We start from the raw sequence: 14,300 nt of genomic DNA, 5'->3' as shown, positions 1-14,300 counted from the left end.
CCATGTTGCGCGACCGCCATATCATTGTTGTCGGCCTGGGCGATTCGGGCCTGTCTGCCGCGCGTTACTGTGCCGCACAGGGCGCACGGGTCACGGTGGCCGATAGCCGCGAGGCCCCGCCGCAACGCGCGGCACTTGCGGCGGCGCTGCCGGACGCCGGTCTGCGCCTGGGGGCGTTTTCCACAGCGACCTTTGCCGATGCCGATATGGTGGTGATGAGCCCGGGCGTCTCCAGTCGCCACCCCGCCATTGCTGCGTATCAGGCAAAAGGGGGCGAGGTGGTGGGTGACGTCGAGCTGTGGGCGCGTGCCATTGCCGGCAGCGGCGCGAAAGTCATCGCCATTACCGGCTCCAACGGCAAAACCACGGTCACGAGTCTGGTTGGCCATCTGTGCGCGAGCGCAGGTCTTGACACCGTGGTGGCCGGCAATATCGGCCTGCCGGTACTGGATGCACTGGCCCAGCGCCAGGGGCGCGCACCCGACATCTGGGTGGTCGAATTGTCCAGCTTCCAGCTGGAGATCACCCGTAGCCTCGCCGCCGACGCGGCGACGGTACTGAATATTTCCGAAGACCATCTTGACCGCTACCACGACCTGCTCGACTACGCGCACAGCAAGAGCGCGATTTTTAGCGGCGCAGGCGTGCAGGTGTTGAACCGCGACGATGTATTTTGCCGCGCCATGCGGCGCGAGGGCAGGGCGGTGCGCTGGTTCTCGCTGCAGGATGGCCGCGCCGATTATGCTTTGCAGCAGGATGGCACGCATTACCGCCTGTGTGCCGCTGGCGAGCCGCTGCTGGACTTTGCCGACATGCAGCTCACCGGCCTGCACAATGCAGCCAATGCGCTCTCGGCGCTGGCGCTCTGTGAGGCCGCCGGTTTGGCGCGTAGCGCCTTGCTTGCCGGCCTAAAAAGTTTTCACGGTTTGGCGCACCGGGTAGAAAAAATCAGCGAATTTTCCGGCGTGCTGTTTATCGACGACTCCAAAGGCACCAATGTTGGCGCCACCGAAGCGGCGCTGAACGGCATGACGCAACCGGTCGTCCTGATTGCCGGTGGTGATGGCAAGGGGCAGGATTTTTCGCCTTTGGCCCCTGCTGTTGCGCGCATCTGCCGTGCGGTCTTGCTGATCGGACGCGACGCGCCGGCGCTGCGTGCGGCGCTGGCGGCCAGTGGTGTGGCGCTGCATGACTGCGCCACGCTGGAAGAGGCCACGCGCCAGGCGACGGCGCTGGCTTGCCCGGGCGATGCGGTGTTGCTGTCGCCGGCCTGTGCCAGCCTCGATATGTTTAAAAATTATGCCCACCGCGCCCAGGTGTTTGTCGACACGGTCGCCTGCGTCAAGGCGGAGCGCGGCGCATGATAGAGAGCTCGCGTGAGCGCTATCAGACGGTCACGGTGCTGGATGAGGCCTTGATGTGGGCGGTGGCGCTGCTTTTGTCCATCAGTCTGGTCATGGTGTACTCGGCCTCCATTGCTTATGCCGAAGCCGATGCGGCGACGCAAAGCCAGAGCTTCTATCTTGTGCGCCATTCCATCTTTATGGTGGTGGCGCTGGCGGCCGGTTTTGTTGCTTTCCAGGTGCCGAGCAGCATCTGGCAGAAATACGCGGGCAAATTTTTCTTGCTGGCACTGGTGTTGCTGGTACTGGTCCTGATACCGGGCATCGGCCGGGTGGTCAACGGTTCGCGCCGCTGGATCAACCTGTTTGTGGTGAATCTGCAGCCATCGGAAGTGATGAAGCTGGCGGCCATTATTTATGTGTCCGACTACACCGTACGCAAGGCGCACAAGCTGCACAGCTTCTGGCAGGGTTTTGTGCCCATGTTCGGTGTGATGGTGGTCGTGGCTGGCCTGCTGCTCCTGGAGCCGGACTTTGGCGCACTGATGGTGGTGATGGTGATTGCCATGGCCATTTTGTTTCTGGCCGGCATCAATATCCGCATTTTTGCCGGCATGGCACTGGCAGCCGTGCTGGCGGTCGTGTCGATGATTGTGCTGTCGCCTTACCGCTTAAAGCGGGTGACCGGTTTTATGGACCCGTGGGATGACCCTTATGGCAAGGGCTACCAGTTAAGCCACAGCCTGATTGCTTTCGGCCGCGGCGAGTGGTTCGGCGTCGGTCTGGGTGCCAGTGTAGAAAAATTGTTCTACCTGCCCGAGGCGCATACCGACTTTATTATGGCGGTCATCGCCGAAGAGTTTGGCTTTGTCGGCATCTGCGTGGTGATTGGGCTGTATGCCTGGATTGTGGTGCGCGCTTTTCAGATCGGCATGACGGCCAAGAAGCAGGAACGTTATTACCCGTCGCTGGTGGCACAGGGCGTCGGTATCTGGCTGGGTATCCAGACCTTTTTCAATATCGGCGTGAATATGGGCATGTTGCCAACCAAGGGGCTGACCCTGCCGCTGATGTCTTTCGGCGGCTCGGCCATGCTGATGAATACCATCGCGCTGGCGGTGCTGCTCAGGGTCGATTACGAAAACAGACGCGTCATTCGCGGCTACAAGGCGTGATTGGGGCGGGGTAGGGAGTAGGGAGTAGGGAGTAGGGAGTAGGGAGTAGGGAGTAGGGAGTAGGGAGTCTCCTCCCCCCATTAAAAGCGAAATGGATAGCATGAAAAACAGAACCATCATGGTCATGGCCGGCGGAACCGGGGGGCATATCTTCCCGGGCTTGGCGGTGGCGCGTGAATTGCAGGCGCGTGGCTGGAAAGTCGTCTGGCTGGGGGCTGAGGGTGGGATGGAAACGCGGCTGGTGCCGCAACACGGCTTTACCATTGAAACCATTAGCATGCGTGGTATGCGTGGCAACGGCCTTAAGCGCTGGTTGTCCCTGCCCCTGATGCTGGCTTCGGCGTTTGCCGGTGCTGCCGGGGTGATTTTCCGTCACCGGCCGGACATAGCCATAGGCTTTGGGGGTTATACCGGCTTTCCCGGCGGGGTGATGGCGCGGCTATGCCTGAAGCCCTTGGTAATACATGAGCAAAATTCGGTGGCCGGCCTGACTAATCGTCTGCTCGCCCATATTGCCAGCCGTACCCTGTATGCCTTTCCCGGCGCTTTTGCCGCTAAGGACGGCTTGGTTGGCAACCCGGTGCGTAGTGAAATTGTGGCGCAGGCTGCGCCGGCGGCTCGTTTTGCCGGGCGCAGCGGGCCTTTGCGGGTGCTGGTAGTCGGCGGCTCGCTGGGGGCCAAGGTATTCAATGATACCGTGCCGGCGGCGCTGGCTTTGCTGGCGGAAGATCAGCGCCCGCAGGTGGTGCATCAGGCAGGCGCCAAGCAGATAGACGCGCTGCGCGACAATTACGCCAAGGCCGGGGTTCAGGCCGATTGCCGTGCCTTTATCGATGATATGGCTGGCGAATATGCCGCTGCCGATCTGGTGCTGTGCCGTGCCGGCGCCCTGACCGTGGCCGAGCTGGCGGCCGTTGGTGTCGCCAGCCTTCTGGTGCCTTACCCGCATGCGGTGGATGACCACCAGACGGGAAATGCCCGGTTTTTGAGCGATGCTGGCGCGGCGCGCCTGCTGCCGCAAGACACGCTGGATGCCGCCATGCTGGCAAGCTTGTTACAATCGCTGACGCGGGCCGATTGCCTGCTGATGGCCGAAGCTGCACGCGTGCTGGCCTTGCCTGATGCCGCGCGTCAGGTGGCCGATGTGTGCGAGCAGCTGGTGCGCGAGGATTAATGGTGGACTTTTGCCGCTCACGGCTGGCCGTAGCGGCGGATTCAATGCAATAGACTGAGAAATAGAAGATGAAACACAGGGTCAAACACATTCATTTTGTGGGTATCGGTGGCGTCGGGATGTGCGGTATCGCCGAGGTTTTGCTTAACCTCGGTTATGCCGTGACCGGTTCGGATATGGCCGAGAATAGTGCGACCCAGCGCCTGAGCCAGCAGGGCGCGCGTATTTTCTTTGGTCATGATGAGCAGCATATGGCCGATGCGGATGTGGTGGTGACTTCGACCGCGGTCAAGGCTGACAACCCTGAAGTGCTGGCGGCCAAGGCGCGCCATATTCCGGTCATTCCGCGCGCGCTGATGCTGGCCGAGCTGATGCGTTTCAAACAGGGCATCGCCATTGCCGGCACCCATGGCAAGACCACGACGACCAGTCTGACCGCCTCCATTTTGGGTGCGGCCGGTCTTGACCCGACTTTTGTCATCGGCGGCAAGCTGACCGCCGCCGGCACCAATGCGCGTCTGGGTTCGGGCGACTATCTGGTCGCCGAGGCCGACGAGTCGGATGCCTCTTTTCTCTATCTGTCGCCCGAGATGGCGGTCGTCACCAATATCGACGCCGACCATATGGACACTTACGACCATAGCTTCGACAAGCTCAAGCAGGCATTTATCGACTTCTTGTCGCGTCTGCCCTTCTATGGCCGTGCCGTGCTGTGCATAGACGACGCCAATGTGCGTGAGATCCTGCCGCGGGTGACGCGTCCGGTCACAACCTATGGCATCGAGAGCTGTGACGCCGATATCCGCGCTGAAAATGTGCGTGCGGCGGGTCCTTGCATGCACTTCGATGTGGTGGTGAAAGGCGAGGGCGGACAGCGCTTTGCCGTCGAGCTCAATACGCCGGGCCACCATAATGTGCTGAATGCTTTAGCTGCGATCGCGATCGCGCTAGAATGCGGCGCCAGCGTCGAGTCCATTCAGCAGGGCCTAGCCGGTTTTGCCGGTGTCGGTCGCCGCTTCCAGCGCTACGGTGAAGTTCCGGCGCAAGGCGGCGGCAGTTACACACTGGTCGATGATTACGGCCACCATCCGGTGGAAATGGCCGCAACCCTTGCTGCCGTACGAGGTGCCTTCCCGACCAAGCGTCTGGTGCTCGCTTTCCAGCCGCACCGCTATACCCGTACCCGCGACCTGTTCGAAGATTTTGCCTCCGTTCTGTCTGGTGTGGATGCACTGTTGCTGGCGGAGGTCTATGCCGCCGGTGAAACGCCGATTGTGGCGGCCGATGGTCGTGCACTGGCACGCGCCGTGCGTGTCGCCGGCAAGGTCGAGCCCTTGTTTGTCGCCGATATTGCCGATATGCCGGAAACCATTACCTCTTTTGCCCGTGATGGCGACGTGGTGATCACCATGGGGGCAGGCTCCATCGGTGCGGTGCCAGGCAAGCTGGTTGCCGCTTGCAAGTAAACGTGCCTGTTTTAACGACGGGCTAAAAGTCAGTATTCAGGATCTAAAGACATGCAGCAGTTTGGCAAAGTAGCAGTGATGATGGGAGGCAAGTCCTCCGAGCGGGAAGTGTCCCTGATGAGCGGCAATGGCGTGCTGGCCGCACTGAAGTCGCGCGGCGTGGACGCGCATGCTTTCGATCCGGCCGACAAACCCTTGTCGGCGCTTAAGGATGAGGGCTTTGCCCGGGTATTCATCGCCCTGCACGGCCCCTTTGGCGAAGATGGCACGCTGCAAGGCGCGCTGGAAACGCTGCATCTCCCTTACACGGGTTGCGGCGTGATGGCTTCGGCCATCGGCATGGATAAATGGCGCACCAAGCTGCTGTGGCAGGGTGCCGGCCTGCCCATTCCTGCATTCGAGATGCTGGATGAGGCCAGCGACTTTGCCGCGGTCGAAGTGCGTCTGGGGCTGCCGCTGTTCGTCAAGCCGGCGACCGAAGGCTCCAGTATCGGCGTGATCAAGGTCAAGCAGGCGGGCGAGCTGGAAGCGGCCTTCCGCGAAGCGCAGAAATTCGATCCACTGGTGTTGGCCGAACAGTTTATCGGTGGCGGCGAGTACACCTGCGCCATTATCGATGGCGAAGCCTACCCGACCATCAAGATCGAGCCGGCGACCGAGTTTTACGATTATCAGGCCAAGTATTTCCGCGATGACACCGTTTATCGCTGCCCGTCGGGTCTGGATGAGGCGACCGAGGCTCAGGCTCGTGCGCTGTGCCAGAAGGCTTTCCGTGTACTGGGCGGTCGTGGCTGGGGGCGGGTCGATTTTCTGATGGATGAGGCTGGCGGCATCTATTTGCTGGAAGTGAATACCGCACCGGGCATGACCAGCCACAGTCTGGTGCCGATGGCGGCACGGGTGCAGGGCTTGTCGTACGAGGATTTGTGCGTGCAAATCCTAGCAGCGGCCCATGTGGGATAATCACCGGGCGTTGGGGTTCATCGCAACCTGTCTGAATTGGCTTGCCGTATTGGCGCTGCTGTTTGCCGGGCTATTTTATCTGGTGCATTCGCCGCTGTTTCCGGTGCGCAAGATCAATATTCAGGGGCAGATGGCGCGTGTGACGCCGGTGCAGTTGCGTTATATCGCTGAAAACGAGCTAAGCGGCACGTTTTTTACCGTGGACATTGATCAGACGCGCGCCGCTTTCGGCAAACTGCCATGGGTGCGCGAGGCGCAGGTGAGGCGGCGCTGGCCGGATCAGCTCGATATTATGGTGCTAGAGCATAAGGCACTGGCGCGCTGGGGTGAAAACGGCCTGATCGGTACCGATGGCCAGTGGTTTGATGCCGCCAGCGACCAGAGCCTGCCGGTGTTGTTCGGGCCGCAAGGCAGCGAAGGCGAAATGGCGAAGGCACTGGCGCGCTTCACTGCAGCGCTGGCACCCAGCGGCTTGAAGCCGCTGCGCCTGTGGATGAACGAGCGTCGCGCCTGGCGCGTCGAGCTGGATAACGGCGTTGTGCTGGAGTTGGGGCGCGGCGCTGTGGACGAACGGATACATCGTTTCGCCCAAAACTGGAAGACTACGCTGTCTGTCTTACCTTATCAGGTAGACACCGTAGATTTGCGTTACCCTAACGGATATGCCGTAAAAATGCCTGATTACAAGGCACCTGCGGCAAAGTAAAACAGCCATAGCAGTCCCGCGGAGCTTATTAGGTGAGTAAACCCAAAGAGAGCAAGAACATGCTGGTCGGCCTGGATATCGGGACATCGAAGATCGTCGCGATCGTGGCCGAGGTATTGGATGATGGCCAGCTGAATATTATCGGGATGGGGCAGACGCCATCCAAAGGCCTCAAGCGCGGCATGGTAGTGAATATCGAGCATACCGTGCAGGCGATCCAGCGTGCGCTGGAAGAGGCTGAACTGATGGCCGACTGCAAGATCAATGAAGTCTTTACCGGTATCGCCGGCAGCCATATCAAGAGCGTCAATTCGCACGGTATGGTGGCGATCAAGGATAGAGAAGTCACCAAGATGGATATCGATCGCGTGATCGAGACTGCGCGTGCGGTGACGATCCCGCCCGACCATCAGGTGCTGCACATCCTGACCCAGGAATACAGTATTGACGGCCAGGAAGGCGTGCGCGAGCCTTTGGGCATGAGTGGTGTGCGTCTGGAGACGCGCGTGCATATCGTCACCGGCGCGGTGTCTGCCGCGCAGAATGTGGCCAAATGCGTGCGCCGCTGCAGTCTGGAAGTATCGGATCTGGTGTTGCAGCCTATGGCTTCGGCAATTGCCGTTTTGTCGGAAGACGAAAAAGACCTGGGCGTGTGCCTGATCGATATTGGTGGCGGTACCACCGATATCGCCGTCTATACCAATGGCGCGATCCGCCACACGGCGGTGATTCCGATTGCCGGCGATCAGGTGACGAACGATATCGCCATGGCGCTGCGCACACCGACCAAAGAAGCCGAAGAAATCAAGATTCAGCATGGTGTGTGTCTGGTTTCCATGGCGGATCCTGCACAAATGATAGAAGTGCCCGGCGTGGGTGAACGCGGGCCGCGCCAGATGTCGCGCGCGACGCTGGCCGAAGTGGTCGAGCCGCGGGTGGAGGAGCTGTTCCAGCTGGTACAGCAGGAATTGCGCCGCTCCGGCTTCGAAGATATTTTGTCGTCCGGCATCGTTCTGACCGGCGGCGCCAGCCTGATGCCGGGCATGGTCGAACTGGCCGAAGAGATTTTCCACATGCCGGTGCGTGTCGGTGTGCCAAAATATGTAGGTGGGTTAGCTGAAGTGGTTAAAACGCCACGATTCTCTACCGGCGTCGGTTTGCTGCTGTACGGCAAGGAGCAGCTATCGCTGACGCGCTCTCCGCTTAAGCTGGAGAACGCAGGCGTAGGACAGTTTTTCGGAAAAATGAAGGCTTGGTTCGCGAATAGCTTCTGAACCGGGTCCACGGTTTTAATACGCTCATCTTTGAGTTCGAGGAGAGAGAAATGAGCAATATGGTTTTTGAGGTGATCCAGGATTCCGCATCCGATGCCGTGATCAAGGTGATCGGTGTGGGTGGGGGTGGTTGTAACGCCATCGACAATATGATCAGCAATAAGGTGATCGGCGTCGAATTCATCTGTGCCAATACCGATGCACAAACCCTCAAGCGCAATCAGGCACCACAGAAACTGCAGCTGGGTCTGAGTCTGACCAAGGGTCTGGGAGCGGGTGCCAATCCGGAAGTGGGCCGCAATGCCGCACTGGAAGACCGCGACCGCATTACCGAAATGCTCAAGGGCGCACATATGGTGTTTATCACCGCCGGCATGGGCGGCGGTACCGGCACCGGTGCCGCGCCTGTGGTCGCGGAAGTGGCCAAGGACTTGGGTATTCTGACCGTTGGTGTGGTGACCCGTCCGTTCGAGCACGAGGGCAAGCGTACCAAGGTCGCGCAGCAGGGGATCGAAGACCTGAAAAAGCATGTCGACTCGCTGATCGTGATTCCGAACGAAAAGCTGATGGAAGTGCTGGGTGAGGACATCACCATGCGCGAAGCGTTCCGTGCCGCCGATGATGTGCTTAAAGGCGCGGTAGCCGGTATTGCCGAAGTGATTACCTGCCCCGGCGTGATTAACGTCGACTTTGCCGACGTGCGTACGGTCATGGGCGAGATGGGTCTGGCCATGATGGGCTCGTCCAGCGCCTCCGGCCTGGACCGTGCACGCATCGCGGCCGAGCAGGCGGTCGCCAGCCCGCTGCTGGACAATATCACGCTGGACGGCGCGCGCGGCGTACTGGTCAATATCTCGACCGCACCGGGCTGCCTGAAAATGAGCGAGTACCGCGAAATCATGGCCATCGTGCGCCAGTATGCGGATGAAGACGCACAGGTGAAATTCGGCACCGCCGAAGTCGACGATATGCCGGAAGACGCGATCCGCGTCACGCTGATCGCCACCGGCCTGGGCCAGAAGAAGGTGCAGCGCGAAGAGCGTCCGGAATTCCTCAAGATCGTCAAGACCGGCACCGATGATTTTGCCCCGTATGCGGATAGCGATCCTTTGGGTGGCGTGAGCCGCCGTACCCGCCGTGCACCGGCCTCGACCGACTTCTCTAATCCCGAAGTCGGCGACAGCTACGATATCCCGACCTTTTTGCGCAAGCAGGCAGACTGATAGCGTTAGCCTATTGGACGGTGTGGAGGAATCAACTGGCCGGCGCGAGTCGCTGTGCTAGACTTTCGCCCGTCCAAACTGCAATAAAAGGCGAAACATGATCTTGCAAAGAACGCTGGCGCAAGCGGTCACGGCGACCGGCGTCGGTCTGCATTCCGGTGAACGGGTGAAGCTGACTCTGCGCCCGGCCGCGCCGGATAGCGGCATCGTGTTTCGCCGTACCGATCTTGATCCGGTGGTCGATGTACGTGCCGAGCCTGCGCTGGTCAACGATACGCGTCTCTCCTCGACGCTGGTGACCGATGCTGGCGTGCGTATCGGCACGATCGAGCATCTGATGTCGGCTTTTGCCGGCTTGGGCATAGACAATCTGGTGATTGAAGTCACCGCGGCGGAAATGCCCATCATGGATGGCTCCGCTGCGCCCTTTATCTATCTCTTGCAAAGCGCCGGCATTGTCGATCAGGCTAAGCCCAAGCGCTTTATCCGCGTCAAGCAGCCGATCGAGGTGGTCGAGGGCGATAAGTGGGTCAAGCTCGAGCCATATGCGGGCTTTTCGGTCGAGTTGTCGATAGAGTTCAACCATCCGGCTTTCAACCGTGCGCCGCAGCAGGTCAAGATAGATTTTTCCGGCCATTCCTATATCGATGAAATCTCGCGGGCGCGTACCTTCGGTTTCATGCATGAAGTCGAGTATATGAAGAGCCAGGGTCTGGGACTGGGCGGCAACCTCAATAACGCCATCGTGATTGATGACGAATATGTGCTTAACCCGGAAGGCTTGCGCTTTCCCGACGAGTTTGTGCGCCACAAGATTCTGGACGCCATTGGCGACTTGTATATCGTCGGCCACCCGCTGATCGCGGCCTTTTCCGGCCACAAGTCCGGCCATGCGATGAATAATGCCTTGCTGCGCAAACTGCTGGCCACACCGAGAGCCTGGGAGTTTGTCAGCTTTGCCGACGCCATCGATGTGCCTTCCAGCTTCCATCGCCTGCCGCTGGCCGAGTAAACCGTGTTCGGTTTGCTGCGCCTGTGGCTGATCGGCCTGATCCTGTTTCTGGGCTGGGCCATCCTGAGCTATAAGCTGACGGGCAACCGTGGCTATCTGATGAAAGCCCGCGCTGCCTGGCGCGGCTCGCTCTACCTTGCCGGCGCCATTTTTGCCATCTGGCTGCTGCTTAGGCTATTGAGATAAGCAGGCGCTTACCCGCTCACCGGCTGCAGCTTTTTTGCCTTCTCCGCCGCTGCCAGTACGACCCCGCCGATAATCAGCGCGCCGCCCACGATTTGGGTGGCGTTGAGCGCCTCGCCCAGAAAGGCGGCCGCCAGCAGCAGGGTAAACAGCGGTTCGCTGGTAGACAGCAAGGACGCGCGGCTGGCACCGACCCGCGCCATGCCGGCAAGAAAGAGCGCGGTGGCGGCGACGGTCGAGACGCCGGCTAGCAGCAATACGCCCAGCCAGCCGCCGGCAGACGCCGGCAAGTGAAAATCCTGCCCCATCAGTTGCAGCAGCGCATTACTGACTGCCCCCGAGGCCATGACCACGGTGGTGGCGGCAAGCGGATGGACGCGCCAGGCGTAACGTCCGCCGGTAATGACATAGGCGGCGTAAAACAGCGCCGACCCCACGCCCAGCAACAACCCTGACAACGCCCCGGAAAATGCGGCGCCTACGGTAATGATCATGCCCAGCGAAGACAGCAGCAGCGCCGCCATGCGCGTGCGGCTTAATGCTTCGCCGAACAGCAAGGCGGACAGCAGCAGCACCAGCGCAGGATAAAGATAGAGCAATAGCGATACGGTACCGGCCGGTACGGTCTTGAGTGCGGCAAAGAAACACAGCGACATGCCGCTGTAGCCGATGGCACCCATGGCGATCAGCGCCAGCAGGGTACGTCCGCGCGGCAGCGCCAGTTTTTGCCAGTGCATCCACAGCATCAGCGCGGCGGCGGACAGGGCAAAGCGCAGAAACACCATGCTGGCGCTGTCGACGCCATCTGCTCGCGCCATCCGGGCAAAAACCGGGATGGCACCATAGCAGGCACCGGCCAGTACCACCAGCAAAGCGCCTTTTCGGGAGGGGAGCATAGCCATCCGTTCAGCAAAATGTGAGGCGGATTCTAAACCCTATTTACCCCATATGCATTTTTATTGCCGCTTTATGGGTGTTTGCGGATGTAGTCCAGCGTCGCGTCTACCGAGCGGCGCGGCGTGCCGCCATCACACAGCAGGTCTTTCAGGGCGCGCCTGATATTGTCTTCGCGCCGTATCGGCCGCCAGACCGGCTTCATTGACGCGATCCAGCTTTGGGCGATGGTGTCGGCAAAGGCGTAGCTGCGTACATCCTGCGTCTGGCAGCGCATGCCTTCGCGGCTGATATTGCTGACGCCGCCGGGCGTGAGTACGCGCAAGCTGTAGCGCACGACGCCGTCCTTGCCCAGCGTGAGGGACTGGGCATCCAGTGCCAGCTGATTGCGTTCCAGATTGCCGCCGCTGAAGTTCAGCCACTCGGGGGCCTGCGGATAGGCGGGCAGGGCTTCTTCTTGTTCGGCCCATGGCGTTTCGTCATCGAAGGCATTGGCGGTGGCGCGCTGGAAGTGGGCATTATTGTCGCTACCGGCAACAGCGGTAGCGCTCAGGGTCAGTAGCATCAGGCTAAGCAGGGTTTTCTTCACAAACGGGTTTCCTGTAGTTCGGGTCGGGGCGCAGCGTGAAATGGCGGGTCTGTCCCGCGCTGCCGCCCGGGAGGCGTGTCAATTCGCTCAGGCTGATATCACCACGCGGCTGGGCTACGAGCAGGGTCGAGCTGCGCGTGCCGTAGTCGCGACCGCTAATCAGCACCGGCGCCAGCATTTTTTCCAGTGCCAGACCCACGCCGGTATTGGGCAACTCGGCATGAGCCGGTATGTCGCGGTTGGCCAGCCAGCTAAAGGCCGTGCCGGCATCGGGCGGGTGCATCGCCTCGGTCAGGGCTTGTGCCAGACGCCGGCACTTGGGCCAGGGCGTGTCCAGCGTGGCATTGGACAGGGTATGAATGCCCGGAGTCAGCCGGCTGAGCCTATCGTGCTGGCTGTTGTAGTGGTAGAGATCGCGTACTTCGCCAAACAAGAGATTGAAAGGCGCATAGTTGCCGCGCTCTTGTGACAGCAGTCGGGCAAAAGCCGGTGCGCTATGCGTTCCGGAAATAAAGCGCGTGACCAGCTCGCCACGCGAACGCATGCCGGTGTGCGGCCGGCCGGTGCGCACATTGGTAATGGCGGCAAAGCGCCCGCGCTTGTCCAGCGCCAGCCAGCTGCCTCCGGCCACCAGATCGCGGCCGCCTAAAATATCGGGCGCATCCTCCCACCATGCCAGTGGTGCCGAGGCGCGCGCATAGGCTTCGTCGCGGTTGGCGATCAGCACCAGCGGGCCGAGCAGGCGGGTCTGGTAGGCAAGAGCAATGACACACATGGCGGGGCTCGCGTTAAAATGGCGTTCTCATTGTACCGTGAATGCCTCAGGGACCGCCTTATGCCGATAGCCAAATCGCTCGACCTCTCCGGCCTCAATTGCCCCTTGCCCATTTTGCGCGCCAAAAAAGGGCTGGCCGATATGGAGTCCGGCACCCTGCTGGAAGTGATCGCCACCGATCCCGGTGCCCCGCGCGACTTCGAAGCCTTCTGCCGCCAGACCGGCAATGCGCTGGAAAGCTCGGAAACCACGCCCGAGGGTAAGTTCCGTATGGTATTGCGCAGGAAGTAAAGGGAGAAACGGGAGTAGAAATTAGGGGGTGGGGAGTAGGGAGTAGGGAGTGTCACTCCCCACTCCCCACTCCCCACTCACGACTCACGACTTACCTCTCCCGACTCTCCACCCTCATTCCCTCTAAACAAAAGAGCCCCCATGCACACTCTGACCCTGATCCGCCCTGACGACTGGCATCTGCATGTACGCGATGGCGAAGGACTGGCCGCCGTTTTGCCTGACACCTGCCGCCAGATGGGCCGCGCCATCATCATGCCCAACCTCAAGCCGCCGGTGACCACGGTTGAACTGGCTGCTGCCTACCGCGCGCGCATTCTGGCTGCGCGTCCGGCCGGCTCGAATTTCGAGCCTTTGATGACGCTGTACCTGACCGACAACACTTCGCCCGATGAAATTCGTCGCGCCAAGGCCTGCGGTTTCGTACACGGGGTCAAGCTGTATCCGGCCGGTGCCACCACCAATTCCGATGCCGGCGTGTCGTCGATAGACAAGGCCATGCCGGCGCTGGAAGCCATGGCCGAAGTCGGCTTGCCGCTGTTGGTGCATGGTGAGGTGACCGATGGGGATATCGATATTTTCGATCGCGAGGCGGTGTTTATCGAGCAGGTGTTCGCGCCGCTGATCGCACGCCTGCCGACGCTGAAAGTGGTGTTCGAGCACATCACCACGCAGCAGGCCGCCGAATATGTGGCCGCCGCACCGGCCAATATCGCCGCCACCATCACCGCCCATCACCTGCTGATGAATCGCAATGCGCTGTTTGTCGGCGGCATCCGTCCGCACCACTACTGTCTGCCGGTGCTCAAGCGCGAGATCCACCGCCAGGCGCTGATCAAGGCGGCGACCTCGGGTAGCAGCAAATTCTTCCTCGGCACCGACAGCGCACCGCATGCGCGCCATGCCAAGGAAGCCGCTTGCGGCTGCGCCGGCATGTATACCGCGCATGCCGCGATCGAGCTGTATGCCGAAGCCTTCGAAGCCGCCGGCGCACTGGACAAGCTGGAAGCCTTTGCCTCGCTGAACGGCCCAGCCTTCTATGGTCTGCCGGCCAATAGCGACAGCATTACCCTGGTGAAAGACGCCTGGACCGTACCGGCGGCACTAGCCTATGGCGACGACACCCTGGTGCCGCTGCGTGCCGGCGAGACCATCGCGTGGAAGATGGCTTGATTTAGGGAGTAGGGAGTAGGGAGTAGGGAGTAGGGAGTAGGGAGTAGGGAGTAGGGAGT

At 60.8% G+C, this 14,300-nt stretch carries 15 protein-coding genes; 12 read left to right on the top strand and 3 right to left on the bottom strand.

Translation table 11 applies throughout. The annotated features are described in order from the left end of the window. Window positions 1-2: 2 nt before the first annotated feature. The 10 genes from murD (at window position 3) to M3P88_RS12070 (ending at window position 10,522) form a co-directional block, all read left to right on the top strand. Window positions 3-1,364, top strand: a complete 1,362-nt coding sequence (murD, locus tag M3P88_RS12115; RefSeq protein WP_249616272.1) for a UDP-N-acetylmuramoyl-L-alanine--D-glutamate ligase — start codon at window positions 3-5, stop codon at window positions 1,362-1,364. Next, window positions 1,361-2,518 (top strand): putative lipid II flippase FtsW, encoded by a 1,158-nt coding sequence (gene ftsW / locus M3P88_RS12110; protein ID WP_249616271.1) that lies wholly within the window; start codon window positions 1,361-1,363, stop codon window positions 2,516-2,518. The genes murD and ftsW overlap by 4 nt, the downstream gene beginning before the upstream one ends. A gap of 100 nt (window positions 2,519-2,618) precedes the next feature. Then, window positions 2,619-3,692 (top strand): undecaprenyldiphospho-muramoylpentapeptide beta-N-acetylglucosaminyltransferase, encoded by a 1,074-nt coding sequence (murG, locus tag M3P88_RS12105; protein WP_249616270.1) that lies wholly within the window; start codon window positions 2,619-2,621, stop codon window positions 3,690-3,692. A 68-nt stretch (window positions 3,693-3,760) separates the two neighbouring features. Beyond that, window positions 3,761-5,158: a UDP-N-acetylmuramate--L-alanine ligase gene (gene murC / locus M3P88_RS12100; RefSeq protein ID WP_249616269.1), complete on the top strand. Its 1,398-nt coding sequence runs from the start codon at window positions 3,761-3,763 to the stop codon at window positions 5,156-5,158. Between the two features lie 51 nt (window positions 5,159-5,209). Further along, window positions 5,210-6,121: a D-alanine--D-alanine ligase gene (locus M3P88_RS12095; protein WP_249616268.1), complete on the top strand. Its 912-nt coding sequence runs from the start codon at window positions 5,210-5,212 to the stop codon at window positions 6,119-6,121. Next, window positions 6,111-6,827: a cell division protein FtsQ/DivIB gene (locus tag M3P88_RS12090; protein WP_249616267.1), complete on the top strand. Its 717-nt coding sequence runs from the start codon at window positions 6,111-6,113 to the stop codon at window positions 6,825-6,827. The genes M3P88_RS12095 and M3P88_RS12090 overlap by 11 nt, the downstream gene beginning before the upstream one ends. A gap of 59 nt (window positions 6,828-6,886) precedes the next feature. Next, window positions 6,887-8,101 carry a cell division protein FtsA gene (gene ftsA, locus M3P88_RS12085; protein ID WP_249616366.1) on the top strand — a complete coding sequence of 405 codons (1,215 nt, stop codon included), beginning with the start codon at window positions 6,887-6,889 and terminating at the stop codon, window positions 8,099-8,101. Between the two features lie 50 nt (window positions 8,102-8,151). Further along, on the top strand, window positions 8,152-9,324 hold the full coding sequence (gene ftsZ / locus M3P88_RS12080; protein ID WP_249616266.1) for a cell division protein FtsZ: 1,173 nt from the start codon (window positions 8,152-8,154) through the stop codon (window positions 9,322-9,324). Window positions 9,325-9,424: 100 nt separating this feature from the next. Then, window positions 9,425-10,336, top strand: coding sequence for a UDP-3-O-acyl-N-acetylglucosamine deacetylase (gene lpxC / locus M3P88_RS12075; RefSeq protein ID WP_249616365.1), 912 nt, complete (start codon window positions 9,425-9,427; stop codon window positions 10,334-10,336). 3 nt (window positions 10,337-10,339) lie between these two features. Then, window positions 10,340-10,522: a hypothetical protein gene (locus M3P88_RS12070; protein ID WP_249616265.1), complete on the top strand. Its 183-nt coding sequence runs from the start codon at window positions 10,340-10,342 to the stop codon at window positions 10,520-10,522. 8 nt (window positions 10,523-10,530) lie between these two features. On the opposite strand, the gene M3P88_RS12065 is transcribed toward M3P88_RS12070, so the two are convergent. The 3 genes from M3P88_RS12065 to M3P88_RS12055 all read right to left on the bottom strand — a co-directional run bounded on the left by M3P88_RS12065 (window position 10,531) and on the right by M3P88_RS12055 (window position 12,777). After that, a complete protein-coding gene (locus M3P88_RS12065; protein ID WP_249616264.1) occupies window positions 10,531-11,415 on the bottom strand; it encodes a DMT family transporter in 885 nt (294 codons plus the stop codon). A gap of 71 nt (window positions 11,416-11,486) precedes the next feature. Next, window positions 11,487-12,002: a CNP1-like family protein gene (locus M3P88_RS12060; RefSeq protein WP_249616263.1), complete on the bottom strand. Its 516-nt coding sequence runs from the start codon at window positions 12,000-12,002 to the stop codon at window positions 11,487-11,489. Continuing rightward, complete coding sequence (locus M3P88_RS12055; RefSeq protein WP_249616262.1) at window positions 11,983-12,777, bottom strand: NRDE family protein; 795 nt, start codon at window positions 12,775-12,777, stop codon at window positions 11,983-11,985. The genes M3P88_RS12060 and M3P88_RS12055 overlap by 20 nt, the downstream gene beginning before the upstream one ends. 60 nt (window positions 12,778-12,837) lie before the next feature. Here M3P88_RS12055 and M3P88_RS12050 point away from each other — a divergent pair, with 60 nt between their 5' ends. Both M3P88_RS12050 and pyrC read left to right on the top strand, forming a co-directional pair. Next, window positions 12,838-13,068 carry a sulfurtransferase TusA family protein gene (locus M3P88_RS12050; RefSeq protein WP_124734928.1) on the top strand — a complete coding sequence of 77 codons (231 nt, stop codon included), beginning with the start codon at window positions 12,838-12,840 and terminating at the stop codon, window positions 13,066-13,068. A gap of 141 nt (window positions 13,069-13,209) precedes the next feature. Then, window positions 13,210-14,241, top strand: coding sequence for a dihydroorotase (gene pyrC / locus M3P88_RS12045; protein ID WP_249616261.1), 1,032 nt, complete (start codon window positions 13,210-13,212; stop codon window positions 14,239-14,241). Window positions 14,242-14,300: the final 59 nt, after the last annotated feature.

The organism is Craterilacuibacter sp. RT1T, from assembly GCF_023502145.1.
Taxonomy (GTDB): domain Bacteria; phylum Pseudomonadota; class Gammaproteobacteria; order Burkholderiales; family Chromobacteriaceae; genus Craterilacuibacter.
Note: the sequence above shows the minus strand (reverse complement) of the source record. Positions and strands in the feature narration are given on the sequence as shown.